The organism is Paenibacillus sp. NPDC058174, from assembly GCF_042883865.1.
GTDB lineage: Bacteria > Bacillota > Bacilli > Paenibacillales > Paenibacillaceae > Pristimantibacillus.
In genome coordinates this window covers 195,190-217,741 of record NZ_JBHVUY010000006.1, presented here as the reverse complement: position 1 = coordinate 217,741, position 22,552 = coordinate 195,190, and the positions used below count along the sequence as shown (strand labels likewise).

Genomic DNA, 22,552 nt, shown 5'->3' with positions numbered 1-22,552 from the left:
GTCGCGCTGAGCGCTTCAATTACGATACTTCTAACATTCCGTACCGTCTCAACCGCAATACTGGTAACGACGCCTTGGAACAGCCTTAGCTGCCGATCGCCGTCTCTCAATGAAACATCGATCCGCTCGTTCTCATCCGCACTTTCCACATCATGATCCATTCGTTCCTCAGCTATCATGCCGCGGATGTATAACTTGGCATGCTCATTCAATTGCTTCGTAATTTTGAGCTCCGTAACCGATTCAAACTTGTAGGGCGCTATGATTAAATCGGCAAAAGTATGCAGGGCTTGGTTCATGTCTGTTCCTCCCCTTTAACTACGCGAATTGTCTTCACAATTTGAAATGCGATATCTCTCCAATTTGTATATTCTTTGTACATACAGCAAAAGGTTCCCATTACCGTTTGACCGTCAAATTCAAACAGAAACATAAGATTGTACATAAATCCGTCGAGCGCGGGACTTTTAAATTCGAGATAGCCGATGTTTTTCTCCCCGACAGTCTCGACCCCATCGGAATAGAATACATAAGCAGGATTAAGCTTCTTCATCATCGCTTTCATCCCATCCGTCAGTTCCGCAACCCATTCTTCCTCCAGATCATTTTCCACCCGGTTGAGCGTGATATTAACAACGCCATGCTCATCGGACTTAATAATTTCCGGACGTTCACTGGATGGATATTTTACTTTTTTGTACGATTCAGGCAGCTCGTCGAAGTCTTTAGGCATGTAAATCTTCACTCTATCATCGTAGAAAGCTCTTTCTTCGAACTCGTAATATTGATTTCCAATCTGAACGGGTCCCGCCAGGATATCATTGGACATCTCCAACTTCTCTGCTTCATTTAGTAGAGCTGCTATTTTCTCATCTGCAAATTCCATCTCAATTCCTCCTCTATATGCTTTGTGGCAAGCTTTATATCAATAGTTTCATCTAGCTAAGAGAAATAAACAGTAGAGATCCTCGTTCAATCCTTCTCTAAAATTGTCCTACCCCTGCTGAGGTTGCTGTGGTTGCTGCTGATAATACCCAGGGTCCACCTGATTCGGACTCATCCTGTTAACGACATAAACGCCGGCTGCCTTATCATGCAACGCTTGTTTTTTGGCAGTGAAGCCAGCCATGATGTACCCTATACACAAAGTGAGAATCGACAGGACTTTAGCCCAATGTCTTCCGCTGGCTCGCAGAAATGTCAACTTGCTGTTCGCCCCATCAACAACGATAATCCCCATAGCCTTCTTACCGATTGTCCCCTGCCACGATGACGATTCCAATAGGCCGTAATACAACCACAACATTGCATAGATGATGACCGATCGACCGAAACTCACTAGCATAAGCACACTGTCATCAACCAAGTTGTCATTTAGCTGTGACTTAACCCCTTGGATGATCAACGACACTATCACTATAACTGGATAGATAATTATGGAGTCCACTAGAAAAGCCAAAGACCTCTTCCAAAACCCAGAATATACAGAATAACCCTTCCCTATTGGTTGTGGTTGCTGAGGTTGTATCGATTGATGCTGTTGATAATAAGCAGACGCTGTGAAATTTACCACTTCTTTATTGACTACATACGCTCTAGCGATCATGTCATGCAGTGTTTGCTTTTTCTCCGTGAAGGCAGCCATCAGAAACCCGATATACATTGTCAAACCAGACAAATTTTTGGCAAAATATCTTCCTGATGCACGCCAGAATGACAGCTTTTGATTATTAGAATCAACGACTATAATACCAAGCATCATTTTCCCTAACGTTGCTTTCTTCGAGGAAGATTCCATCAGGGCAAAGTACAGCCACATCGTACATAAATAAATGAGTAAGGGAATGAATGCATTAGAAACAAACAAGTAGTCTTCCGAAGGGAACAATGTATAATCATCCGTTGACAACATCGTTGTTAAGAACATCCTGTTTATGAAGGACCATAGAACACTTACAATTACCGTTAGTAAAGCAACTACAATCCCGTCGATAAAATTAGCTACAACTCGCTTCCAAAATCCTGCATACAGCATTTCAACAGCCTCCAATTTAATCCAACACATTCATCTTCCTAATCCACACGGCGCAAGCTGGAATATATGCTTTGTGGTGAGCAACTATCCCTTTACTTCATTAGCTATGTACAGCTTCGACCGGCTCCGTATTAATCGGCTGATGCCGCTCCAATTTCTTTTGCCTGTGGTAACCGAAGGTTCCCATAATGCCTTGCCAGAAAGAGAACAGCAAGAAGATCGATAAATATATTGAGGATGCAATGCTTTGAGGGTTTTCCGAAAACTGTAATAGTTTGGATATTATAAAATAGACAAATAATAGAATCGCGCATACCCGGCTTTTTTTCCAAACGCCAAACGCTAAAGCTAGTGCCACAATTACGTCTACAAGAAAAGATAAGCTTTCTGAATCAACTAACAAGGAAACGACGGCAGTCGATATTGCGCAAAATATCGCGCCGCCAAGAGCTAATTTTATTTTGTTAGCATTTTTCACCTGCGGGTCATTGCTTTGCTTTTTCACTGACAGTCACTCATCCTTTTCTGCAATGCTGCAAATACGTTTCTAGCTTTAATCCACCAGCACCCGCTGCATGCCCCCTGGGCGTAAATCACCGGCTCGGCCGAAACGATCCCCGCTTCGGGAAGCGGCATGATCCAATATGCGGCGCATGCTCGCATACAGCTGCGCATTGTCCATAGGTCTGCGATCAGCCCCCAGCCGATTTGAAACATAATGCTCTATGACTGAAAAGGCCGCCGTTCCCTCGTTCAAGATCAGCATCGCGAAGGCGATGTCATACGGATCGGAGCTCCCGCTGCGCAGCAGCTCTTCAGCGTATCTGCGCATAATGATGGGAGCCAGTGTGCTCTGAGCGTATCCCGAATACCGGACATGGACGAACTGCAGCGTATTGTACTCCGTCGTCATGTCGCGGAAGCTTTCATAATTCATCCGCAGTCTGGCCCCTTGCTTCAGCTTGAATCGTCCAAGCTCAAGCTCGCCTTGCTGCAGGACGGCATTCTCATCCAGCACAATATCCGCCGTATAGGCAGTCATATCGCTTCGGACAACCGGATCTTCGGCGAAACGGATCTTGATGATCGTTTCCCTGCCCGTCGATTCATAACGCAGCTCCTGCTCCTGTTCCAGCACGTACAGCCTGCCGCCATACTTTACAATTCCCCGGCTAATCGTCAGCGTATGTTCTCCTACCGATATATCTGCGCCTGTCAGGATACCGTCCGAGTAGCCGGCATAATAAATATCCAGCATATGACGCGGGTAATCCCGAAGACTGTCCAGCATCTCGGTCTTTAGAATCCGCCCCTTCGTAAAACTCGGGTACCGATCGATGAACATGAATGCAGCCTCCTCTCTATTTCATTCCGTCGAAGAAGTCCAGCTCTGACAAGTCATCCTCGAACGTGAACAGCCGCTTCTCGCCCAGCTGCAGCTGCTCGTTAACCCGTGCGACCGGCACGATGAAGAACCCCCACTGATTGTCTCCCGTCACGACGAAAAACTTCGACTCCCCATTGACGATCGTATCTGTCTCCTCTTGCGGGATTTGATCGCCGTACATGCCGGCAATCTCCTCATACAGCGCAGGCTTATAGCTGTCTGCGTGGTTGGCATACACATACTTGCGAAGCATGCGCTCATCCCCGCCCTTCAAGTAGAACTCTACTTCAGACACCGCTTTAGGCCTGGAAACACCGCCGCGCAGCCCGCTCAACCGCTCCATGCTGTTAATCAGCACCTTCTCGCCGCCTTGATGGGTAAACGCTGTTACGGTGTACGGAACAACCGGCGCAATCCGCGTTATATTCGTTTCGATCTGTCCAAGCTTGCGCGCGGTCAAATACCGGATCGCTCCTCTCAAGCAGCTGAGCTTCAATTCCGGCACCTTATCTGCATCCTCTGAGCGCTGACGGAATTCGATGCTTCGCCCCGGCACAAATTCCTTGAGCGCCTCGCGGAAGACGTCAATCCGGCAGGATTGTCCCGTCAGCTTCAAGATTTGGTACTGCTGCAGCCTTCCATCCAAATAGAAGCCTTCGAGAAACTTGCTTATAACGGCATAAATATCCGATTTCAGCAGCTTGGTCATTTCATTAACCGTGAACACGATATCCGGGCTGTCGTGACGGTCGGTCAGACGCCCGTCCTCCCCCCGAAGCGACAGGCTCCATCGCTCGACCGACGTTACATGCAGATCATTGTCCAGCGCGCCTGAAGAGCGCGAAGTCCGCTCGGCTTCGAATCTTCGGCGAACGATGCCCGTCCGGCGGAAAAACTCAACCTTCATCGCCTCGGCAAGCTCCCACAAAAAATAAAAGTTGCGGCGCACCCGCCAATACTCGTCTCCCGTGCGATTCTCATATTCTCTGAATCTCGTAGGCAATACCCGCTCCGCCTCGGCATAGCGGCGTTCCAGCACCTCGTACACCTTGGCCGTTCCCTGCTCGTCGACATAACGGAACAGATCGACGCCGGCTGCTTCAATTAATTCATCGATATCTCCTCCGGAACGGATGCCTGTATAATAGTCAGCGAATGCGATTTTCATATATTGCATCACCCGATAGGTGAGATTATTGCCTCCGAAGTTCGTATCGCCATTCTCATAGGCGGTACGGATATCGATTTTATAGGAAATACGCCCCTCCTCGATCTGGAAGCGGCAAGAGGACAGATCCGTCGTCCCGCCGCCGCAATCGATGACAAGTGCGTCATAGGTTTCTCCGTCAATATAACGGTTCCCCTTGATTTGATCGGCAATGGTGTTATACAGCACCGCCATTCCTTCATCTACCGCATGCTCCCGTTCAATCTCATATTCCGGCAGGATGGCGGCGAACATCTCCAAAAACGATTCCTTCAGCTTAACCGGCGTCGTAAAATGCAGTTGATTGAACCGGCATTTGAAACGATGCTCCGCTGTCTCGATCACATGCAGCAAATACGCTCGAATAATATCGCCGCGCTTAACCGTCGCTGTATTGCCGTGAACATCGGTTATTTCCTCCAGCTTATCCCTGCCGTTCACCCAGCGCTTCATGCCGAGGAAGACAGAGGCCCGGCTGGCATAGCCGTTTTTCTTTAATTGCCGAAGCGCCTCGTAACCGTAACAGTAGACAATCGCCGCGGGATCGGAACAATCCGTCACGCCGATCGCCGTCGGCAGCATTTCGATCCAATTGCCGCTTTCACTAGCGAATGACACATAATTGATCGCCCCAAGCTTCAGACTTCCATTCAGCAGATCATGCCTGCTCGGCGAAGCGATATATCCGTGGTCCAGATAAGCGCCGGCAGTCGTGTTGGATGTGCCGAAGTCAATCGCAAGTACCGCTTGCGTAGCCTCCAATTGACGGATATCCAGCTCAGCCACCGGCAGCCGCCAATAATGAAGATTGGTCGGCGGCATCGGTCTGTCGCTGTAATACGCTTTGTACAAATAATCCGAATCCTGCTTGCGGAAAAACAACAGGCTATAGTTACGGTTGGATGTCCGGCGCAGCTCTGTCTGCTTGTCGAATTGCAGCGTATAAGCGCCTGGCTCCTTCTCGTCTTTGACCAGATTCATAATGCCGCATAGCTCATCCCGTTCATTGACGATCAGCACATTCGATTCGCCAATCCCGGCCGCCTGTCCCGTCCGGACGCGATAGCCGTCGCTTCCGTCCAATCTTAGACCGGCATATAAGGTCAGCTTGGCCGGCACCTGAATCGTCTCCGATCCCAGCTGCGGACTGTTCAAATAGCTTCGCAGCGCATGCTCGATGCGCAAAGTCCCGCCGTCCCGCAGAGTGCGGATGAATAGGCGATCCGCAGCTCCCCGATATTTCAACACGGTCCGAATCAGCTCGCCGCGGTCCTGTGATTCCACAACGCCTTTGACCAGCCGCTCCTCATGGCAGATGCGGCGCAGCTGATGCGTGGTCATCTCCTCTAGCTCATCCCGCCCGTACCGCCTGGAACCGCCGGAATTGGAACGAAAGCCGGATTCGCCGCCATGAGCAGCGCCCGTACCCGAACCAAATGAAGAACCAAACGGCTGCGCGGCGCCTTCTGGAGCATTGCCATGTCCGCTTCTGCCTTGCTCATCAACGCCTGGTTTATATATTTTGTATGTATAGCCCCGCAAATGCTGTTCCCCCTTCCCCGCCTAATACAGGGCGATACGATCAATCCGCATCGTTTCCTCATAGCCCTGTATGCCGAAATGATGCTCCCAGTAAATTTCCGTATCGAAGCGGATTGGCAGAAAAATTCGCCGCACCAGCTCGATTCGCGCTTTCGTCTCCGCGGATTCCTTCTGTCCGACGTAGAAGACCAGCTCATCCTTCTCCTCGCAGTTGACATAGATCGTCGAGCGGCGGAACAGCTTCCTCATCGTATCCTTGAGCAGATAGACGGCTTCTCCGGTCTCATAAAGACGCAGCACATTAACGGCAATGATCTCCCTTTCGTCCCGATCGAACAATGCGAGGCCGCGTCTTACATCCTCCCCGAAGAGGCCCTCCTCCATATCCTTAAGAACAAACCGGATACAATACTCCCGTCGGTTCATCCCCTGCATCAAATCGATATCCGCCAGAAAATGAATCATAATATCGAACAGCGCGTTGCGCAGTTCTTCAGATTCCTCATTGTCGAGTGTGAACATATCCCGGAAAATATCGTAGAACCGGTAATAAGGATTCACCTCGACTTCCCGCTCGATCTGCATGGCGTTGATGTCGACAAGGCTCAGCTCCATGTACGGCGAGTACACCTTGGCAGGCAGAAAGTAAATGCCTTTCTTGCTTTTGCCCGACCGCTGAGCCTTGACCATTAAGTCCCATATGTAATTCAAGCCCATTCCCCTTCGCATCTGTATTCCGGAAAATACATCTGGATCTCGGACACGAGAAAGCTCATCAGGTCACACAGCATATAATCATGCCCGGCTTGCCCGCCTTTCGGGCGGAACGTCAGCTTCAGCCGCTTCTTCCCCGCTTCCGAGCGGATATTGTCGCTGATGAACGGATTCATGCCATACGTCCGGCCTGTTGCTCCGCCTGAGGGAACGCTGTCCACCGCCGCTTCCGCCAGCTCCAGCCACTGGGCCGCCTCAAATGAATGAACAATCCGCATCAGCTCGCCTGTCGCGCGTATAACCATCGTTTGCTTGCGGGCGTATTTGCCGATAAAACCATCCTTGCGGCGGTTCGAATACAGCGGATATTCGAGCTTGCTATGCTTGTCCAGAACCGGCTGCGTCAGCTTCCATACGTTCCACACGCCCGATCTCTCCTGCGGACTGACAATCGTCAGCTCGTCGGCGGACCGTTTAATATAACGGATATTTTCCTCATCCCCGTCAACGAGATAGCCATGCTCGGAACCGGTCTTGCGCAGTGACATAACATGCTCGAAGTTGATCCGGTCGGCTGCCGGCACCGGGAACCCGCTGTTCTTCAGCGCAAGCTGCTCAATATTCCATAGCGGGATAATATCCGTCCGTTTGTAGCGCTCATATTGCTCCAAATCTACGCTGAGCTCCAGCACTTCCTCATCTGCTGCTGGCATCCGGTCGCTGCCGGTCAATATGACATCGATGAACTTGTAGGCGTACGGATGATTGACCGTCTTCCAAGCTACCCCGTTTTTCTGAAAAACATCATAAAGACGCTCGATCTGCGACGTATACCGGCTGCTTCGCTCCACTCTGGCTTCGATAGCGTAACGGCCTTCTGTCGTTTCCAGAACACCGCGAAAGGTCCGTTTGCTCTTCAGCAGCTCATTCAGCTCCGGATTATCGCATTGCATGAACAACGTATACAGCTTCGTCTCCTCGCCGCGGCTCAAGCTCTCTACAATCCGGTTAAGCGCAATGGAGGGCTGCTTCACATCTTCCGGAAGCATGGGGTACAGAAAATCATGTATCGGATCAAAATCGTCACGGGCGCATACGGTTACGAAAATATCATGCTTGTCCTCGCCATCCTCCAGCTCCTCGAAAACCCTTCGTTCCAGTGCGGCGTTCATCTTCTCCTGATAATCGACCATGCCGAGGAAGAGTCCGTTCATAAGCTGCTTCAATTGCTTGCGCTGCTCCAAATCCTCCATCCGGCTTAGCCGGTCCGCTACGATATCCTTCATCTCCGTCTCCCCTCTCCCGCCATTTCCTCAACCGCTGCTTGCGGATTCGTTCTAATTTGCATTTCCGCTGTCATTTGCAGGAGGCGGCAGCTCGCCGCCCGAGCCTCCCTGTCCGGCTCCGCCTGCCCCGGCAGCACTTGCCGGAGGAATCGGATTCAGCTTGTCTTCCGCCTTGGTAATGCTCCTCTCCAGCTTCAGCACAGACTCCAGCATCCCAATCTCCTGATACACCGCCTGCGACTGCGAGAAAGCATCGATGGCAGCTGCATATTTCCCCGCTGCCAGGTTCCGGTTGCCTTGCTTCTCCAGACTTTCAGCCTGCAGCTTCTTCTGCTCCTTTTCCAGCTCCGCAATCTTCGCTTCCATATCGTCCAGCTTCGTCTTAATGTCCTTCACCCCGGAATAGGAGACATTAAGCGCAGCCTTATGTGCTTCCCTGTAGAGCAAGAGGGCCGCTTGGTAATCACGCGACTCCGCCTGCAAATCCGCCTTCTGCACCGTTTCCCCGATTCGAATATATTCATCGATGCTGGCGATTCTTTGATCCAGCTGCTTAGGGTCGTACTTGTCGTCGCCCTTCGTCTCTTCCTTCGCTTTCTTGTATTGCGTCAGCGCCTTATCGTATTTACCGTCTTTCAGGAAGTCGTCACCGGCCACGATCAGCTCGGCTTTTTTGTAGCTTTTTCCGTACAATGCAACATGCAGCTTATCTTTAATCTTCTTCGCTTCATTGCGCGCTTCGCTGTACGACTTCATCGCCTGCGCGTAATTCTGCTCCTCGACATAGGTATCTCCGTTGCTGCCGTATTCCTGCATATTGACAACGCTCTCCGCGACCCTTGCGGCGGCGCGCCCTTTGAAGTAAATCGCCATGCCTCCCGCGATAAGCACCGGGATCATTGCGATCGCAATCCGCTTAATCCACTTGCTGCGTTTCTTCTTGTCTTCCTTGTACACCTTGTCCGCGTAGACAGCCGCCGCTGTATAGTTGCCGATCGACGCCCGCTGCTTGCTGAGCAGTACATCCTCCAGCACATCGACCAATTGGGACGGCTCTTGCGCTTCCTCAAGGGCGTCGAGCATTTCCGGAACGTCAACACCCTCCCAAAGCCCTTGTGTAGCAAGCAGCAGCACATCACCATCATGAAGCGGTGTCTTCTTGGATAGGAATGGCTCGCATCCCTCGGGATTGCCCAAGTATTGCAGCAGGTTATGCCGCTCCTCGTGACGGTCAACGGCGGATTCCGACAGATTCCCTCTGTCCGCCATCGTCTGCGCCAGCGATGTATCTTTACTTCTTGCCAGCAGCCGCCCCCCGCGGAAGTGGTACAATCTCGCATTGCCCGCAACTGCCCATACAATGCGGGTATAATCCGTCACAACGACGATAATGCTCGCCTTAAGCCGGACGCGGCGGCTCTCATATCGCAGCCATTCATGCGCCTCAAGCACATATTCTCTCAGCTTCCTGCGGGACATCGTTGGCTGTTCGGAGAAATTCTCCAGCACGCACTGCACAGCCATCTCCGCACTGTTGACTTCCGTATCCGTATCGCAGCCGTCAACAGCGACCCAGCAGGCCATATCGTCCAGCTCGACGTAAGCGAAGTAATCTCTGTTTTCAATGAAATTGCCCGCTTCGGACAGAAACTCTGTCTTAAAGCTGCTGTTGTCCTTTCTCATCGCTGACCTCCGCTTACATGCCGTCCCTCGCTTGGCTCTCGTTCATACCGTTACAAAGCCGGCTCCAAAATAACAATCGTCGCATTGTCCTGATTCTTCAGTCTTTTCCGTTCAATAGCTTCGATCAGCTGCTCAGCGGCTTCATATGGCGGCATTCCCTTGCTAAGCACCTCATCCATTTCAATTTCCGTCAAGCCGTTGTACAAGCCGTCGCTGCAAAGCAGAATTTTATCCTTGGGCTTCAAGCGGAACGGCTCCTCGCAAATATCCATGCTCTCGAAACTTTCATAGCCCAAGTAATTGACTAGCCGTTTACGCATCGGGTTGCCCCGTGCCTGATCCGCTGTTATTTCCCCTGAAAGACAGCGTTCCTCCAGCACCGTCGCCAATATATGCTTCCGGTTCACCGGAATGAATTCACCTTTTCGATAGATGATAATGACGCTGTCGCCGACCGCTCCCCAGTGAAGGGCGTCGCCGCTGACGATAGCTGCGACCGCTGTCGTCCCGCCGTTCGAACCACTCAGCTGGCGCAAAATATCGCCGTTCGCCTGTCGTGCAGCCTGGCTCAGAAACGGCGCAATTTCCCGCTCGCTATTCACGTTCATGAACTGCTTAATGAACGTAGATACCGCTGTCGTGCTTGCCATTCTGCCGTTTGCCAGCCCGCTGATGCCGTCAGCTAGAACGGCAATCGTTCCTGTCGGCGTCTCCGCCGTTGCGAAATAATCATCCTGCTCCTCCCGCGCGCCGATCGTCTGCCCGTTGCCGATCTGCACGGCAGGCGGCTGCTGCTGCCGGATAGGGCCGCCTCTGGCTGCCAGACGCCGGCGAATCAGCAGGAGAAACACAATAACGACGACAAAAGCGAGCAGAATGACGAGCGGAGGAAGTTGGACAATCTGCATGAGCACCATCCCGTTAAGCCCCGCTGTCTTCCCATTCAAAGTGAGTTCCGCAGAGCGGAATGAAAATAAACTTGCTCCTTCCCAGCTGCACAACGTCATAAGCGGTCAGCTCGACAGGGGAATAGACCGCTTCATTGTTATGGTAGGCAAGCCCCGAAGCGTCGCCCGGAAGCAAGTAGAAGTTCCGTTTCTTCGGATCATAGACAATAACGGCATGATTGCGCCTGGAGACCGAATTATCGCCAATAATGCGGATATGCATTTCCTCGGAGCGGCCGATAAAGTTCTTCTCCGCCATAATGCGGTAATCTTGGCCAAGCTGAGGACCCTCGATGCAGACGAGCCATCCGGTGACCGGGTCGATCCCCTTCACTTCGCCCATGTACGGCATCGTTTTTTCATCCTCTTCCATCTGCTGCACCGGTCTCTTTTCCCCGCCTTTTGCTCCCTGGAATTCAACGCTGGAGCTGCAATAAGGACAAATATTGCCATGCTTTCGGGTACTGAACATGTGGCCGTTCGGACATCTCGTCAAACTCATCGTGATCGTTCCTCCATCTATTTGAGCGTCATCGCCCGTCTACCGGCGATCCGCGGCAAATTCATCGTTATTATTTCACCAGCAATCTTGTGTTCGCGATCAGGAGCATATCCCCCGCGTCGAGCTTGTACGGCTGCTCGTTATCCAGTCTTGTGACCGCGCTGCGATTGAACTTTCTCAGGCCAACGCCATTGCGGGAATCCAGATCCTCGACATACCAGCTGCCCTTCGCATAGTTCAGTACCGCATGCTGGGGACTGATAATCGATGCATACTCCGCATCGGATAAGTCTATGTCAACCTCGCTGCGGCCTGAGCTTTTGCCGATCAGCAAGGAAGTTTCCCCGTTTATGTACCATTCCTTCATCCGCTCGCCCTCTTCATCCAGCAGCACGAGCTTTGCTATAGGTTCCGTCTTGCGCTTCATTCCGTTTCTCTTGATGAGCTTAACTCCCAAAAAGATAAGCAGCGCCGTTAACGCGGCAATAGCAGCCGCCCACATGACCTGCTCGTCTGTATTAATAAAAAAAGCATAATATAGTGCCTCTATTGCAGTTATCAGAATAAGGATGTCAATGATAATGATCCCTTTCGATCTGCCGCCCTTGCCGCCCCGGTCATGACCTTCCGCCGTCGTCGCCTGCGCTGTCATCCCATAGTTCACTCCTTATTTGCCGAAAAAACGATTGAACAAATCGGTCGTATCCAGCGGATTGCTCTTCTTGTTCAGCGGTTTGCTGTTTCCGTCCGCTTTGTTCTTCGGATGAAATCCGAAAAACTGCTCGAACTGCTGCGACATTTGACTGATGTCGAAATCCGCCCCAGCCTTGTTGCCAGCACCTTCTCCGGCAGCAGCATCGGCCGTTCTTCCCGGCTTCTTCGGTCCGCCTCCAGATGCCCGCTGCGCTCCGGCAGCCAGCTGCTCGTCATAGGCGCTTCTTTTATCCGGATCACCCAGCGTTTCATAGGCTTCCTGTACTTCTTTAAATCGTTTCTCCGCTTCCCGGCTTCCGCCGTTTGTATCGGGATGATGCCGCTTGGCGAGCTTTCGGTAAGCTTGCTTAATCTGATCAGGTGTCGCCTGCCGCGAAATTTCCAATTGGTCGTAATAAGTAATAGCCATAGCTCGAAATCAACTCTTTACGTTGGATTGGTATATATAGCAGACGGAGTGCCTTTTGCAAGGCACTCCGTCCATTCATTCGTTGGCTGTCAACGGTTAAACGGAGTAGCCGCCTTCGATTTTCGTAAACTCGGTTTTGTCTTTTTTCTGCTTGATGTACAGGCTGAACGTACCTACGCCTTCTGTATCGCCGAACTCTTCCGTGTAGTCCACGACGAATGCATTCGGGAAGTAAACTTTGCGCACCACTTGATCAGCTGCGATAACTTCCAGCGTTACTTTGCGGTAAGCGTCCGCTTTCTCAGCCGGTACAAGCGACCAAGTCGCAAGCTTAAGCGTATCGTCAGCGCTGTCGCCGTCAGTAGCCGTAATGATTTTGCCGCTCAAGAGCAGCGTAGCGCCAACGTCTGTGGAACGCGCGTTGGAATCATCCGGAGTATCCGTGTCGTACTTAACCTTCTGGATATTGTCCAAGCCAAGCTCAATCGTTTCTGCGCCTTCTACTTTTAATCTGAATCCCATGAATAATTGCCTCCTCGAATTTGTTTCAGCCTATGGCTGTATGAATTATATATGTTGAAAGGCAAGCCCCGAATGGAGCTTAACCTTTAACACCCGGAATGGGTTGCTGCCAGGTCTACGCCTTAACCGGCGTTGTTCCTTTTGTAATCATGACCTCGAGATTTTTCACGTTGCCGTTGAATACGAGGTCAATGTGGCACATATTGCTCTTCTCGTCGATGATGTAGCTCATATCGTCGCCGTCTTGGATGACGGAGTTGATATACCCGCGCGCGCCAAGCCACTTGCTCTTTTGGCTGCTCGGATTGTTGCTGAAAAACTTCACGATGTTCTCATGCTTGAAGTCGCCCGTCTGGAAGCGCAGAATACGCTCGATATACGTGCTGACCAGCGTTTTGTAGATGGAGTCGAAGCCATCCTCCGACATCGCCAGACTTCTTGCCTTGTACACCGTGATTCGACGGATGTCTTTGTCCTGCAGCTGAGCATTCTCCGAGGAGAAGACGAAGCCGAAGTTTTTCCGGTTGATGGAATCCTTGATGTTGTTCGTAAAGCCGGAAATTTCCTTCGCCATCGAGGTTACGACGCGCAGGCCGTTGTCGCCGGCTTCAATATCGAAGCGTACGCCCGGGTAGTCTTTGCTGACCGTCTTGAACTGCTCCCGCAAATATTCCGGACATTGGTAAGCCGCCACAATACCTGCCGCAACATACGAGGCTCCGACATAGACGCCCTCGATCCACAGCTTCAAGATATCTTCTTTCTCCTGGGACAGCTGCACGCCATATTCGGTCTGCAGCATCCGGCTGTCGATGACGACACCCGACTTGTCCTTCGGAATAATCGTGAAGTTAGGTACGCAAGGGATTGCGAACTCGCTGAAGCCTTTGCGGACGAGAACGGAGCATTTATCGACATACTTGTCGATGCCCGCCGTAGCGATGCTGCTGAACGTCGTCTCCTCGCCGGATTCGAAGCTGAAGAATACCTGCACCTTATATTCGCTGACCACTTGAAGCAGCATCGAAAGCGACTCCATGCTGTTGCCGTCTTCCTTCACCTGCTTCTCGTTGCCTCTGAAGCGCTCGCGGGAAACTTTAACTTTGCCCGCTGTCTCCAGCTCAACCGAAGGCACGATGCCGTACCAGATCGTATCGGCGAAATCGTTTTTCGAGTTGACGGTGTTCAGATATGTCTCCAGACGCGGGATATTGCCGCTCTTAACGGTCATATCCAGCTTGCTGTTCGTAATGAGCAGCGTTGGCGACATGCCTTTGTTTTTGCTCGCGTATTGGTCGAAGAACATTTTGACGCCTAATATTTTTTCCACAAGCGGCTTTACCGTTTTGACGAAATCGTCCTTCGCATTTTTGTAAAACTCAAGGTACGTGTTGTAGTTGCTCACTTCCGTCGAGGTGTCGACGTCGCTCTGCACTGCAGGCAGCGGTGAGAACGTGCGCACGACGAGATCCTTCACGTAGGCGGAAGGCGTATCCGTAATCGAGCCGTAATCGTCGGCGAATACTTCCGGCAGCCCGCTGCCTGCTTGATCGTCCAGCAGCATCAATTCCGTGCTGTCGCTCTTCGGCGCTTCAATGATTTTGAGCTCACCGCTCTCGCCGATTGTCAGCATGCCGATTTGGATAGCCTCTGCCTGATTCTCCTCCTGGGAGCCGCCAAGCAGCAGTCTCGTCTTAATGTCCTCGATCGCAAGCGGCAGCATCGCCATTACGTTGTTATAGTTTTTGCTTGCCTCCTCGAACAGAACATTCAGCTTGTCCCCCATATCCAGCTTCTTCGGATCGCCCTCATCGAGCTTCTCGTATTGGCCGTACAAATAATGGATTTCCTTGCGCACCTGGCGGATGTCATCCATCACTTTCTTCGGAGAAATCATGTCCAGCAAATGCTCGAATTTGAAATCGACGTTGGAAATGCCCTGGCTTCTTTTCGTATCGATAAGGGTGAACAGCATTTTCAGAAAATCATTATGCTGATCGATCTTGATTTCCGAAACGGCATTCTCCTCAAGGCCTTCCGGCCTTTTCAATGCATATACGACCTTCTGATTCGCGGCGTTGAAAAACGAGTATACGCTTGGCGAAAATTTGTCGAGAAATTCGTCGAAGCTGCGGACCAGCAATTGTTTGTTGATTTCTTTGATTTTGTCATCGCTTAAGCTGTCGATACCCTTCACGTCGCCTACGAGTGTAATCAGATCCAATTTTTCCGGATTGATTTCCTCGAACAGAATCGTGCGGTTCGTCTGGTTAATAATGTCCATTCGGCATGGCGGCAACCTGCATCACAAAGCTTCTAAGAATAGAGTCCTAGAGTCGCCTTAACGGATGCAATCGCACGCCCCTCCTTTCTATAATTGCAAAATTAAAATACATAAACTTACAAACTTTTATCAGTACACGGATAATCTTAAACAGTTATATATTTCCTTGTCAATAATTTGAAACTGCTCCTTTTTTCTCATTTTTAAGCTCTTTCTAGACCAAAAGACCCCTTTTTATTTCAATCTATTACTTTTTCCTACAATTCTTCCGACGATATTCATAGCGGAATGTCTCAAATGACCTAAACGACTATGTCTACCAGCATGCAGTACGTCCTAGACGGCTTAACACGGACAGAACATGTTGAACCATAAAACCCAATAAAATCAATATCAGTTAAGATTATAGAAAGGAAATGAATATAATAAATGAAAATATATATGATTAAACTGTTGCTATTATCGTCTGTATTATCTATCCATTTATTGAGTATGCTCTCCATGTCATCCCCCGCTGCAGCAGCGGAAGCTCCGCCCCCCGCACCTCGTTTCGATACGATGTTCGTACTGGATACAAGCTTCTCGATGACAACGACTGACCCCGATAACACATCCGCAGAAGTCATTCATATGCTCATGGACATGAGTGAGGCGGAACGGACCCGAATCGGCTATGTCGCTTACAATCACAGTATTGTGGCGGCTCAGCCGCTAACCGACATTTCGATAAAGGATAAGCGCAACCGGCTGAAATCGGATCTCGAGTCATTGCGCCGCAGGGGCTCGACCGATGTCGGCCTGGGGCTGTTAAAGGGGACCAACATGCTGGCTGAACAGCAGCGGGAGGGCAGTCGAGCCTACGTCGTTCTGCTCTCTGACGGCGCGACCGATATCGGCTCCAACTCCAAACGAACGAATCGCGATTCCGACCGGGATGTATCAGCTGCAATTGCGCTTGCGAAGAAGAAGCAATTCCCGATCTATACGATCGGCTTGAACCATGACGGCACCGTTAACGAGAAGGAGCTGGGCCGCATCGCCGCCGAGACCGGAGGCAAGTCCTACATGACGAGCAGCGCGGAGGATTTGCCGGAGCTATTCAATCAGATTTATGCGGATCAGGCCCAGTCGATATTAGTCCCCGTAGCCGCATTGACCGCATCGGGAGCGCTGCAGGAAATACCGGTGACCGTACCGAACGGCAGCATGAGCGAGGCTAACGTTATTCTTATATCCGAGCATCCGATCAGCGAAACGCAGCTGTTCTATCAATCAACCAACGTTCGCATGTACAATTCTAATAAATATACGATTCTGAAAATCGCCTCCCCGGAAAAGGGCAAGTTCAATATGAAGTTCCGAGGCACCTCCGGTGATCTGGTCAAAATCTATATCTTGTCCAATTACGAGTTTCATGGACAGGCAAAGCTGGTACCGCCAAAGAATGCCAAGGCGGAAGCCGTGAAAGGACAACCGGCTCATTTTGAAGCAGAGCTGCTGCTGCCTGATGGAACTCCGCTCAAGGATTCCGAAGTCTATAAATCAGCTAAAGCAATTCTGACCGTTACCAACGAAGACGACGAACATAGCGTTCAGACGGAAATGGCCTACCTAGACGGCAAGTTGCAAACCGATTACACCTTCCCCGCTTCCGCCTCCTATAGCTGGAGTGTCCGGGTCGAAGGCAGTGATTTTTACCGCCTCCTGCCAGGAGGCAAGCTGAAGCTGGCCAATCTTCCGCCGGAGAAAGGCAGTGCAGCGGACAGCGTCTCCTTTAGGAAAGAAGATAAAACCGCAGCAATCAAACTGGATACTTTGTTCATCGATCCGAACAATGATCCATTAATGTATGAAATATTGCCGGATTCAGAAGGAAAAGCTGTCAAAGCCAGCCTTACAGAAGATTCACTTACCCTTGCGCTAGTTAAATCCGGCAGCGCAACAATCAAAATCCGCGCTATCGATCCGGAAGGCGGCAGCTTTACACGTGAGCTAACCTTAAACATTCACTCCAGTTGGACCCCAATTATCCGCATCGGGCTGATCGTTCTTGGCGTCATTCTAATCGGGGTCGCGCTCTTCTATTTCCTGAAGCCTAAGCCTTCGTTCGCGGGCAGACTGGAAGGATACTTCCTGAATACAGCAAGCGGCAATGAAGTTCCGGTTACCTATTGGCCTTTAACTTCATTCTCGAACAGCACGGTGACGCTGCAGCAGCTGTTCCGGGCTTTGCAGATTAACGAACCGCTGCCGGAAGCCGCTCAAATCGCCTTCCAGGCCGGCAAGAACGAGACGCTATTCGTGAAGAACAGCTCCCGCTCCACACTCGTTCGCGGCAAAACGATGCTGCGCAAAGATCGTGCGGAGCTTATGCAGTACGGGGACAAGCTTTATATTACGTTTGAGGACGGGGTGACTGAACTGGAGCTGCGGTACAAGCCGATCAAGCCGACTTCTAACATTTTCACGAGGCCGGAATAACAGAACAGGGGCTGTCTCAAAGGTCGATGACGACCAGAGACAGCCCCTGTTTTTTGTTGTATTTCGATTGCTCTGCTACTTCTTCAATTTATAGCAGACTTCCCGCTCTGCAAGCCAATGCCGCTTCAGCCTTTTCTCCGGCTTCCAGTCATACTCTCCCACCGCAAGCCTGCTTCAATCCAGCGAAGGGAGCTGCAGCGCTTCTCCAGAGGCATGCGGAGCCCCCAATGTATGAGCTGGCTTAGAATCAAGCCTGCCCTCGGATTTTGCGTGCGAAGCAACTGTAATTCATCCTCGAACAATCGCTTCTTTACGTCAACAGGAGCCTGTCCTGCATAAGCAAAATAAATCGTGGCCGACAAGCTGTAAATGTCAGATACCGCATCCTGGCGGGACGTCTCGGAATAGAACTCAAGCGGCGAATAGCCGGTTGACGTCATAATCACTTGCTTGTTCAAGCTGCCGCAGGATATGGCGGAACCGAAATCGATCAGCTTAACTGCTCCCCCGCCCGGCTCCACCATAATATTGGCAGGCTTTATATCCCGGTGCAGAAAGCCGCGTTCATGAACATGAGCCAGCGCATCCACGACAGCACGCAGGATCGCTGCAATCTCCGCCGGTGATCCTTGTGATTGTTTAATATATTGCTCCAGCGTTATGCCTTTGCAATATTCCATCACAATATAGGCGGTGCCATTCATTTCGATATAGTCTGAAAAAGCTATAATTCCCGGGTGGCTGAGCGCCTTCAGAACTTCAGCCTCTCGTTCGAATGACAGCTTCAGCTCCTCGAATGCTTCAACATGAAGCTTTCTCGTCACAACCGCAGTCCGATTCTCTCCGCGCGCCGCCATTCGGCGAGGAAAAAACTCCTTAATCAGCTTGGTCTCCCCTGTCCCCGTCTCCCTTGCCTTGTAGACGATAGACAGCTCGCTTTGATGAATCATGCGCTTAATCTGGTACTTGCTCCCTATCCGTGTATTGCGGGATAGTTCATCTGTGTCCGTTAGTAGATTATTTATCTTGTCAGCCTTCAATATCGCTACCTCGCTGTATCGGCAACGGTGGATGCTGGAGGCAGACCGGCCGGAGTATAATATTGAAATCATACCCTATATTTGTATGACGGACAAGACATTCTTCCAGTATTTCATGATCTTCGGCAGCATTTCATAAAGATAGCGGTTAAGCAAAACAGACCAAAAAAAGCGCCAGACATTTAATCTTTAATGTCTAGCGCTTGATTCCAATAATCCGTAATCTAGTTGTAATTCATTTATATATGATTAGCTTGTTAAGTCGACGAGAACCTTGATCGTTTCTTTTCCCGCGAGAGCGGTATCGAATGCTTTCGGAAGCTCGTTTATCGGATAAACATGAGTGACCATCGTAGTAATTGGCGTTTTTTTCTTCTCGATATGATCTACGACACGGGCGATATCTTCATGCGTGTAACCGCTTGCGCCAATCACTTTCAATTCTTTACTCATCATTTCAACAAAGCTTAACGGAACGTCCTGCTTATATACCGCAATGATGACAAAACGGGCATTTGGCTTGGCTGACTGGAAAGCTTGTTCAAACAATGCCGAGGCACCGGCAGCATCCACGAATACATCCACATCGGGAACGGGGTGACCATAATAATCAGCTGTTCCGAAATATTCGGCGAGGGTCGCTGCCAAATCCTGCTTCCTTGTATTGATTGTTTTCGCTCCTAATTGCCCTGCTTTGGCCAAACGCCAGTCATCAATATCAACGACGACAACGTCGTTAATATTTTCACCGATTAAGCCAGCAGCAGCAGACAAGCCGATTGGACCCGCTCCCAGCACAACGATATGCTCGCCCGGTTTTGGGTTAGCTGCGAATGCGCCATGAAATCCAACACTCATTGGCTCCATAAGAGCAGCTTCCTCAGGGGTTACTGCGTCAGAGAAAAGATACAAATTATAATCTAGCTCCGCCTCTTCGATCCGTACATATTGCGAGAAGCCGCCTACCTCCAGCGAGAAAAACTTCCCTGCCCGTGTAGCTGTAATCGGGTTCACGCCAACTCGCATGCCAACGGAAATTCCCGACACCTCCGCACCAACCTCCACGACTTCACCGAACAGCTCATGGCCAAACTCTCTGCCGGGACGAATACCCATATTCCCTCCCGACTTAACGATATTAATATCTGTACCGCAAATACCGCCGCGCAAGTTGCGGATTAACACATCCTTTGGCCCAATGGCCGGCATGGACAGCTCTTCGACTCGAACATCATTTTGGCCGTAATAAATTCCTGCTTTCATCATATACGCTCGCCTCCATCCTATCGCAGTTCTCCTCCATAGTAGAGCGATATGCGGATTGCTGCAATTTACACTTTTGCGTGAAGACGTAAGATATACTACACTTCCAAGCGAAGCGTTAATTAGGCATGAAATCTTAGACAATTTTTTTCGTTTTTTTGTTATGTCATAATACGGAACGGATTCAGCCGCACAATTTTATCCGCCAAGTATTTAGGGGAATACGGCAAATCCTGCTCCAGCCAAAAGGTAATCGTTCCAATCATAGCCGAAATAGCGTACCATGCTGCAACTTCTCTAGGCATTTCATAATCTGTGATCGACTGCCGGTGAATGATCATTTCATGAATATGCTCGACGGCTGGGGATTTCAATAACTGAATCAGCTGTTGATCGAATTGAGGGAGCGCTTTTTTGACGAATAAAAGCTGATATACCTCTTTGTTCTCTTGAATGTACTGCAACAAATGCTCAAATATTTGCCGTTCCCGTTCTTCAGCAGGCAAAGATGCATCATAATAATTCATCACAGCTTGTTGAATCTTCGATAAATACTCACTTAAAAAATTCTCCATAAACACATTCATATTCTTATAATGCAAATAGAAGGTTACCCGATTGATTTGCGCTTTCTCGGCAAGAGCATGAACTGAAATTTTATAAAAAGGCTTCTCTTTCAACAATTGTATAAACGCTTCATTCAATATCCGTTTTGTCCGCAAAACTCTCAAATCCTCTTTTTCCACGTTTACCATATCCACACCTCATTTAGAATTGCACGGCACGCCATCATCCGAAACCAGCTTATGATACGCCGAATTCTACGGTATCATGGCTCGTCCTGCCTCTTTCCCTATTGAATCAATCATACAGCGAGCGTATGCGAAATGAAAATCCGCCCGGTAAATTTGCCGAGCCAGCGCTTGTTCAGGCATAATAACAGTAACGATTCTTTCATGAAAAAAAGGGGGAGACTGCCATGTGCGGAAGGTATACGATCGCTGTGACGTTGGAGGAGCTGATGATCCGCTATATGATCGGAGCGGTATCCGTTCCATATCATCAGCCGAAATATAATGTGGCACCGGGGCAAATGGTGCTTGCCCTCGTCAACGACGGCAAGCAGAACAGGCTGGGCGAGCTGAAATGGGGGCTTATTCCGCCGTGGGCCGACAGCCCTAAGGTCGGCTACATGATGCTGAACGCCCGCTCCGAGACGGCTGCCAGTAAGCCGGCCTTCCAGACGCCGCTCCGCCGCAAGCGCTGCCTCATCCCGGCCGACGGTTTTTACGAATGGAAGAAAGACACAGCTGGCAAAGGCAAGCAGCCGATACGCATCGTTCGCAGGGATCGTTCGATCTTCAGCATGGCTGGCTTGTATGAGACATGGACTGCATCCGACGGAACGACGGTCAACAGCTGCACGATCATGACAACTTCCCCTAATGCGCTGATGGCACCGATTCACGACCGGATGCCGGTCATTTTGCAACCGGACGACGAGCAGCTTTGGCTGGACCGCAGTATTCAGGAGCCGCAAGAGCTGCAACGGCTGCTTCAGCCTTTTCCAGCGGACGAGCTGGAGGCCTATCCCGTCACAGCCGCCGTAGGCAACGTGCGTCATGATGAGCCGAGCTGTATCGAGCCGATTTCACTGGAGACCAGCTCGCCAAACGAACAGCTTGGGCTATGGTAAGCGGTAAAGTGGCGGTTTTTCGGCATTAACATGCAATTTGATGTGCGAAAAATCACTGGTAAAATAGCTGCGAACATGCGTTTTTGCATGTTGCTACGATTAATTACAGAAAAATCAGCTGCCAGCATGTACGACTGCAATTTGTTTGTTTAATAATGCCATTCAGCGAACCTGCTTCGTTAAAGAACGAAGCTAAGTTCGCTATACATTATTATAATGAATGCCAACTGAGCAGCAGCGAATTAAACTTCGTTGTTGGAGAACCCCGCTTCCCCATTAGCGAAGTTTACTTCTCTAACGTAGCCTGGTTAGCTCAAATCCGTACATTTGGAGCAAAATCTGCAACCAGCATTCGCAAAATAACGAAGATGATTCGCTGGCACACTGCATCAAGCAATCAAGCGGGCATCCATCAAGCTTCACTCAAAAAAAAAGGCAGCACCGTGCAAAATTCGCATGGTGCTGCCTTTTGGATCCGCTATAGATACGTTCCGTTACCGGAACATGCCCCATAGCTTGAGCAGGTGAAACGTGTTGTTCGGATCTATTTTTTGACCCAGTACAAATGCGATGATTTGCTCCTCTTGCGTTTCCGTTAACTGCTCCTGCAAAATAACGGCTGCCGATTTGACCAGCTTTCTCACCTTCACACGGTCCTGCAAATCGTATTTCGTAACATTGCCCAACAACAGACGTATCCGGTCCTTCACGACCGGATTTTTCATCTTGAACTTGACGCGTTCGACCAGTTGCGGCCGAATGCCGTACTTTTGGTAACTCACGGGTTAGGACACCTCCATCCGGCATTCTCATCGTTTAACTATATGCCGCAATGAAGAA

At 50.2% G+C, this 22,552-nt stretch carries 21 protein-coding genes and 1 pseudogene; 3 read left to right on the top strand and 19 right to left on the bottom strand.

The window, feature by feature from the left end:
• The 15 genes and pseudogenes from ACFVVF_RS24250 to ACFVVF_RS24180 form a co-directional block, all read right to left on the bottom strand.
• Positions 1-299 (bottom strand): annotated as a pseudogene (locus ACFVVF_RS24250) (phage tail protein); the annotation flags it as partial.
• The gene (locus ACFVVF_RS24245; protein WP_387815078.1) at positions 296-886 is read right to left on the bottom strand and encodes a hypothetical protein; all 591 of its coding nucleotides are present in this window, start codon (positions 884-886) and stop codon (positions 296-298) included. The gene ACFVVF_RS24245 and the pseudogene ACFVVF_RS24250, both read right to left, overlap by 4 nt.
• A gap of 108 nt (positions 887-994) precedes the next feature.
• Positions 995-2,035, bottom strand: coding sequence for an RDD family protein (locus ACFVVF_RS24240; protein ID WP_387815076.1), 1,041 nt, complete (start codon positions 2,033-2,035; stop codon positions 995-997).
• A 100-nt stretch (positions 2,036-2,135) separates the two neighbouring features.
• Complete coding sequence (locus ACFVVF_RS24235; RefSeq protein WP_387815074.1) at positions 2,136-2,540, bottom strand: hypothetical protein; 405 nt, start codon at positions 2,538-2,540, stop codon at positions 2,136-2,138.
• 48 nt (positions 2,541-2,588) lie between these two features.
• The gene (locus tag ACFVVF_RS24230) at positions 2,589-3,380 is read right to left on the bottom strand and encodes a DNA and RNA helicase (protein WP_387815072.1); all 792 of its coding nucleotides are present in this window, start codon (positions 3,378-3,380) and stop codon (positions 2,589-2,591) included.
• Positions 3,381-3,396: 16 nt separating this feature from the next.
• Entirely contained in the window at positions 3,397-5,970 is a 2,574-nt protein-coding gene (locus ACFVVF_RS24225; RefSeq protein ID WP_387815098.1) for an Hsp70 family protein, read from the bottom strand.
• A gap of 222 nt (positions 5,971-6,192) precedes the next feature.
• Complete coding sequence (locus ACFVVF_RS24220) at positions 6,193-6,888, bottom strand: iron-dependent peroxidase (protein ID WP_387815096.1); 696 nt, start codon at positions 6,886-6,888, stop codon at positions 6,193-6,195.
• Complete coding sequence (locus tag ACFVVF_RS24215) at positions 6,879-8,171, bottom strand: normocyte-binding protein (protein ID WP_387815071.1); 1,293 nt, start codon at positions 8,169-8,171, stop codon at positions 6,879-6,881. Before ACFVVF_RS24215 ends, ACFVVF_RS24220 begins: the two co-directional genes overlap by 10 nt.
• A gap of 51 nt (positions 8,172-8,222) precedes the next feature.
• Positions 8,223-9,854 (bottom strand): PP2C family protein-serine/threonine phosphatase, encoded by a 1,632-nt coding sequence (locus tag ACFVVF_RS24210; RefSeq protein ID WP_387815070.1) that lies wholly within the window; start codon positions 9,852-9,854, stop codon positions 8,223-8,225.
• A 50-nt stretch (positions 9,855-9,904) separates the two neighbouring features.
• Positions 9,905-10,762 carry a PP2C family protein-serine/threonine phosphatase gene (locus ACFVVF_RS24205; protein WP_387815069.1) on the bottom strand — a complete coding sequence of 286 codons (858 nt, stop codon included), beginning with the start codon at positions 10,760-10,762 and terminating at the stop codon, positions 9,905-9,907.
• 13 nt (positions 10,763-10,775) lie between these two features.
• Positions 10,776-11,303, bottom strand: a complete 528-nt coding sequence (locus ACFVVF_RS24200) for an FHA domain-containing protein (protein ID WP_387815067.1) — start codon at positions 11,301-11,303, stop codon at positions 10,776-10,778.
• 70 nt (positions 11,304-11,373) lie between these two features.
• The gene (locus ACFVVF_RS24195) at positions 11,374-11,955 is read right to left on the bottom strand and encodes an FHA domain-containing protein (RefSeq protein ID WP_387815065.1); all 582 of its coding nucleotides are present in this window, start codon (positions 11,953-11,955) and stop codon (positions 11,374-11,376) included.
• 15 nt (positions 11,956-11,970) lie between these two features.
• Positions 11,971-12,426 (bottom strand): J domain-containing protein, encoded by a 456-nt coding sequence (locus ACFVVF_RS24190; protein WP_387815063.1) that lies wholly within the window; start codon positions 12,424-12,426, stop codon positions 11,971-11,973.
• A gap of 96 nt (positions 12,427-12,522) precedes the next feature.
• The gene (locus tag ACFVVF_RS24185) at positions 12,523-12,948 is read right to left on the bottom strand and encodes a hypothetical protein (RefSeq protein WP_042160167.1); all 426 of its coding nucleotides are present in this window, start codon (positions 12,946-12,948) and stop codon (positions 12,523-12,525) included.
• Positions 12,949-13,063: 115 nt separating this feature from the next.
• Positions 13,064-15,232 (bottom strand): transcriptional regulator, encoded by a 2,169-nt coding sequence (locus tag ACFVVF_RS24180; RefSeq protein WP_387815061.1) that lies wholly within the window; start codon positions 15,230-15,232, stop codon positions 13,064-13,066.
• Between the two features lie 441 nt (positions 15,233-15,673).
• Here ACFVVF_RS24180 and ACFVVF_RS24175 point away from each other — a divergent pair, with 441 nt between their 5' ends.
• Entirely contained in the window at positions 15,674-17,713 is a 2,040-nt protein-coding gene (locus ACFVVF_RS24175; protein ID WP_387815059.1) for a vWA domain-containing protein, read from the top strand.
• A gap of 125 nt (positions 17,714-17,838) precedes the next feature.
• Here the strand turns inward: ACFVVF_RS24175 and ACFVVF_RS24170 are convergent, their stop codons facing one another.
• The gene (locus ACFVVF_RS24170) at positions 17,839-18,663 is read right to left on the bottom strand and encodes a serine/threonine-protein kinase (RefSeq protein ID WP_387815057.1); all 825 of its coding nucleotides are present in this window, start codon (positions 18,661-18,663) and stop codon (positions 17,839-17,841) included.
• A 52-nt stretch (positions 18,664-18,715) separates the two neighbouring features.
• On the opposite strand from ACFVVF_RS24170, the gene ACFVVF_RS24165 reads away from it, so the two are divergent.
• On the top strand, positions 18,716-18,892 hold the full coding sequence (locus ACFVVF_RS24165; RefSeq protein WP_387815055.1) for a hypothetical protein: 177 nt from the start codon (positions 18,716-18,718) through the stop codon (positions 18,890-18,892).
• A 110-nt stretch (positions 18,893-19,002) separates the two neighbouring features.
• Here ACFVVF_RS24165 and ACFVVF_RS24160 read toward each other — a convergent pair whose 3' ends face one another.
• Together ACFVVF_RS24160 and ACFVVF_RS24155 are read right to left on the bottom strand one after the other, a co-directional pair.
• Entirely contained in the window at positions 19,003-20,019 is a 1,017-nt protein-coding gene (locus tag ACFVVF_RS24160) for a zinc-dependent alcohol dehydrogenase (RefSeq protein WP_387815053.1), read from the bottom strand.
• Positions 20,020-20,177: 158 nt separating this feature from the next.
• A complete protein-coding gene (locus ACFVVF_RS24155) occupies positions 20,178-20,771 on the bottom strand; it encodes a TetR/AcrR family transcriptional regulator (RefSeq protein WP_387815051.1) in 594 nt (197 codons plus the stop codon).
• A gap of 224 nt (positions 20,772-20,995) precedes the next feature.
• Between ACFVVF_RS24155 and ACFVVF_RS24150 the strand changes: the two genes are divergently transcribed.
• Positions 20,996-21,712, top strand: a complete 717-nt coding sequence (locus tag ACFVVF_RS24150; RefSeq protein WP_387815049.1) for an SOS response-associated peptidase — start codon at positions 20,996-20,998, stop codon at positions 21,710-21,712.
• A 494-nt stretch (positions 21,713-22,206) separates the two neighbouring features.
• Here the strand turns inward: ACFVVF_RS24150 and ACFVVF_RS24145 are convergent, their stop codons facing one another.
• Entirely contained in the window at positions 22,207-22,494 is a 288-nt protein-coding gene (locus ACFVVF_RS24145; protein WP_387815047.1) for a stage VI sporulation protein F, read from the bottom strand.
• Positions 22,495-22,552: the final 58 nt, after the last annotated feature.

What these genes read in the sequence shown, in the direction of transcription:
- ACFVVF_RS24230 (WP_387815072.1), bottom strand. Translation starts at nt 3,380, where the DNA reads ATGTTCATCGATCGGTACCCGAGTTTTACGAAGGGGCGGATTCTAAAG.
- ACFVVF_RS24170 (WP_387815057.1), bottom strand. Translation starts at nt 18,663, where the DNA reads ATGATTCATCAAAGCGAGCTGTCTATCGTCTACAAGGCAAGGGAGACG.
- ACFVVF_RS24150 (WP_387815049.1), top strand. Translation starts at nt 20,996, where the DNA reads ATGTGCGGAAGGTATACGATCGCTGTGACGTTGGAGGAGCTGATGATC.
- ACFVVF_RS24195 (WP_387815065.1), bottom strand. Translation starts at nt 11,955, where the DNA reads ATGACAGCGCAGGCGACGACGGCGGAAGGTCATGACCGGGGCGGCAAG.
- ACFVVF_RS24210 (WP_387815070.1), bottom strand. Translation starts at nt 9,854, where the DNA reads ATGAGAAAGGACAACAGCAGCTTTAAGACAGAGTTTCTGTCCGAAGCG.
- ACFVVF_RS24175 (WP_387815059.1), top strand. Translation starts at nt 15,674, where the DNA reads ATGATTAAACTGTTGCTATTATCGTCTGTATTATCTATCCATTTATTG.
- ACFVVF_RS24160 (WP_387815053.1), bottom strand. Translation starts at nt 20,019, where the DNA reads ATGATGAAAGCAGGAATTTATTACGGCCAAAATGATGTTCGAGTCGAA.
- ACFVVF_RS24205 (WP_387815069.1), bottom strand. Translation starts at nt 10,762, where the DNA reads ATGCAGATTGTCCAACTTCCTCCGCTCGTCATTCTGCTCGCTTTTGTC.
- ACFVVF_RS24180 (WP_387815061.1), bottom strand. Translation starts at nt 15,232, where the DNA reads ATGGACATTATTAACCAGACGAACCGCACGATTCTGTTCGAGGAAATC.
- ACFVVF_RS24220 (WP_387815096.1), bottom strand. Translation starts at nt 6,888, where the DNA reads ATGGGCTTGAATTACATATGGGACTTAATGGTCAAGGCTCAGCGGTCG.
- ACFVVF_RS24155 (WP_387815051.1), bottom strand. Translation starts at nt 20,771, where the DNA reads ATGGTAAACGTGGAAAAAGAGGATTTGAGAGTTTTGCGGACAAAACGG.
- ACFVVF_RS24215 (WP_387815071.1), bottom strand. Translation starts at nt 8,171, where the DNA reads ATGAAGGATATCGTAGCGGACCGGCTAAGCCGGATGGAGGATTTGGAG.
- ACFVVF_RS24245 (WP_387815078.1), bottom strand. Translation starts at nt 886, where the DNA reads ATGGAATTTGCAGATGAGAAAATAGCAGCTCTACTAAATGAAGCAGAG.
- ACFVVF_RS24225 (WP_387815098.1), bottom strand. Translation starts at nt 5,970, where the DNA reads ATGACCACGCATCAGCTGCGCCGCATCTGCCATGAGGAGCGGCTGGTC.
- ACFVVF_RS24190 (WP_387815063.1), bottom strand. Translation starts at nt 12,426, where the DNA reads ATGGCTATTACTTATTACGACCAATTGGAAATTTCGCGGCAGGCGACA.
- ACFVVF_RS24240 (WP_387815076.1), bottom strand. Translation starts at nt 2,035, where the DNA reads ATGCTGTATGCAGGATTTTGGAAGCGAGTTGTAGCTAATTTTATCGAC.
- ACFVVF_RS24200 (WP_387815067.1), bottom strand. Translation starts at nt 11,303, where the DNA reads ATGAGTTTGACGAGATGTCCGAACGGCCACATGTTCAGTACCCGAAAG.
- ACFVVF_RS24185 (WP_042160167.1), bottom strand. Translation starts at nt 12,948, where the DNA reads ATGGGATTCAGATTAAAAGTAGAAGGCGCAGAAACGATTGAGCTTGGC.